Source organism: Aerococcus sp. L_32, assembly GCF_050689315.1.
In genome coordinates this window covers 1-2,481 of record NZ_JBOEQF010000292.1, presented here as the reverse complement: position 1 = coordinate 2,481, position 2,481 = coordinate 1, and the positions used below count along the sequence as shown (strand labels likewise).

3 protein-coding genes are annotated in these 2,481 nt (G+C 39.9%); 2 read left to right on the top strand and 1 reads right to left on the bottom strand.

What is annotated here, in order from left to right:
* Window positions 1–355: ABC transporter permease (locus ACRCJ0_RS11960; RefSeq protein ID WP_431390556.1), on the top strand; the 355-nt coding region annotated here is incomplete at its 5' end.
* Window positions 356–776: 421 nt separating this feature from the next.
* Here the strand turns inward: ACRCJ0_RS11960 and ACRCJ0_RS11955 are convergent.
* Entirely contained in the window at window positions 777–1,538 is a 762-nt protein-coding gene (locus ACRCJ0_RS11955; protein WP_431390555.1) for a gamma-glutamyl-gamma-aminobutyrate hydrolase family protein, read from the bottom strand.
* 199 nt (window positions 1,539–1,737) lie between these two features.
* On the opposite strand from ACRCJ0_RS11955, the gene ACRCJ0_RS11950 reads away from it, so the two are divergent.
* A partial coding sequence (locus tag ACRCJ0_RS11950; protein WP_431390554.1) for an iron-containing alcohol dehydrogenase occupies window positions 1,738–2,481 on the top strand: 744 nt, incomplete at its 3' end.

The following is a 2,481-nucleotide window of genomic DNA, read 5'->3' as shown; positions in this document are numbered from 1 at the left end:
GATGATTATGATTGGGATTATCACCTATACATCAGTCCTTGAACGTACTAAAGAAATAGGTGTCCTTAAAGCCTTAGGTGCTCGAAAAAAAGACATCACCCGTGTATTTGACTCTGAGACTTTAATCCTAGGTGTGCTTTCTGGCTTAATTGGTGTCGGGACTGCTTACTTATTAACATTCCCAATCAATATACTGATTGAATCCTTAACAGACCTTAAAAATGTAGCCATTTTAGACCCAGTACATGCCGTTGTCCTGTTAATTATTTCAACTGTATTAACAGTTATTGGGGGTCATATTCCAGCCCGGATGGCAGCGAAGAAAGACGCCGCTGAAGCCTTGCGCGCTGATTAATGTTGTTTGCTTAATCTTAATTAATTGTTAGCAAAACTTCGGTTACTATTTTACAAAAAATAAATACATCACAAGAACCACCTAAAGTAGGGACGCAAAAGCCGTCAACTTTAGGTAGGTAGGTTGATTGCCATTGGTGTAGGTGTTATTGTCTTATTGGTGACAGAATTAGATAAATATTTCCATAAAAATAAAGTGAATAATTGACAAAAGTCATTTTAAATAAAAGAACTGCCGCTTTCTCTAAATTAGAGTGAGCAGGCAGTTCTTTTTTGCAGCTTATCTTGTTATTGTATACATTCACTTCTTTTACTGATTTTCTAGTTCAGCAGTAAAGTCTTCGTAGGTTTGATTAGCGTCGATACCTTGTTACCAGTACATTCAAAGCCAATTCACTAGAAAAAGAAAGCGTTTAATTTTATTAGAAATTGTTGAACCACTCAAATATTGGTAGCATATTGTCTTCAATGTTATCTGTCATCATTTCCGGATGCCACTGTACCCCTAAAATATTATAGGTTGATTTGGACTTGTCCACTTCATAGGATTCAATGACCCCATCATTGGCCCAGGCTGTTGCCTTAAGTAGGGGTGATAGGTCTTCAATCACTTGGTGGTGATAGGTATTGATCAGTAGTGTTTTTGGATTATCAAACAGGTTGCTGATGATAGACTCTTTTTCCAATTGGATTGAGTGGTGCGGGAAGTGCATACGACTCCAATTCTGTATGTGCTGAACAGCATTTGCTTGACCGATGGGGTACTCGCTCAAGTCTTGATAGACGGTACCATTCAACAAAATGTTAATTAACTGGAAACCGCGGCAAATAGCTAATATCGGGATATTCTTTTTGGTGGCAGCTTCAAATAGCGCCCGTTCCCAACGATCTCGTGGGGGATAGACACTTTGTAATTTAGGTGAAGGCTCACGGCTGTATAGTAGAGGTGAAACGTCTTGGCCACCAGTAAATACAAGCCCGTCCAATTTGGCAACATACTGCTCTGCCAAAGCTAAGTCTTCTTGTAATGGGATAATAAGTGGCATATGGCCAGCCATAGTTAATGATTTACTATAACCATGCGGACTATAATCACGCATAAATTCATCCCAATCATGATCAAGTGCATTGTGGTTCCCCGTAACGCCTATAACGCGTTTATATGTGGATACTTTATTATTCATACTGTCACTCCAAACTTTGATTTCCAATCTATTATACCAACAAACACTGGGGTAGGGTCAACTTAGACTACTTTTTCAAGATGATAGCTAATAAGGATAACAATTGATAGCTAATCGGTACCCAAAATAGGAGGTCGATTCTTCGAATATTGATATGTTGAATGGTATATTAATTGCAATGAATTTAAGGAAGAAGGAAATGAATATGAGTATATCAGTGAATTTACCAAGTTTTACGATTGGGCCGGATGCCTATGACGATATTAAAAAATTCGCAGGTTTTGCAGGAGAGAAAGTAGCCATCATAGGTGGAGAAACTGCTTTAGAAAAGGCTTTACCAAGATTGAAACCAGCGATTCAAGCAGCCGGTTTAACCATTACCGCCATTGAATGGTATGGGGGCGAAGCTTCTTATTCAAACATTGACCGCCTTGCCGCTTTAAACCAAGTTCAAGCAGCAGATATGATTTTTGCGGTTGGTGGCGGGCGTGCCATTGATGCTGGTAAAACAGTTTCAGCTAAACTTGAAAAGCCAATTTTCACTTTCCCAACAATTGCCTCAAACTGTGCGCCAACTTCAGCCGTTTGCGTCTTATACAATGACGACCATGAATCATCGGGTTCATACCGGTTACATGCACCGGCCGTCCATTCATTTGCCGACTCAACTATTATTGCTGAGGCACCTGAGCAATATATTTGGGCCGGAATCGGTGACGCGATTTCCAAAGAAGTGGAAGTATCTTTTTCAGCTGAAGGACGAGAATTAGCCTACAATAATACCATTGGTGCACATATTGTCCAGGGTGCTAACCAACGTGTCTTGAAAAATGGCTTAGCGGCACTTGAAGCTGCCAAAGCTCATCAGGAATCGCCTGCTATCGACAATATTTTATTTGAGATACTTGGGACAACTTCTTATACGTCAGTATTAGTAGATCAC

What these genes read in the sequence shown, in the direction of transcription:
- ACRCJ0_RS11955 (WP_431390555.1), bottom strand. Translation starts at nt 1,538, where the DNA reads ATGAATAATAAAGTATCCACATATAAACGCGTTATAGGCGTTACGGGG.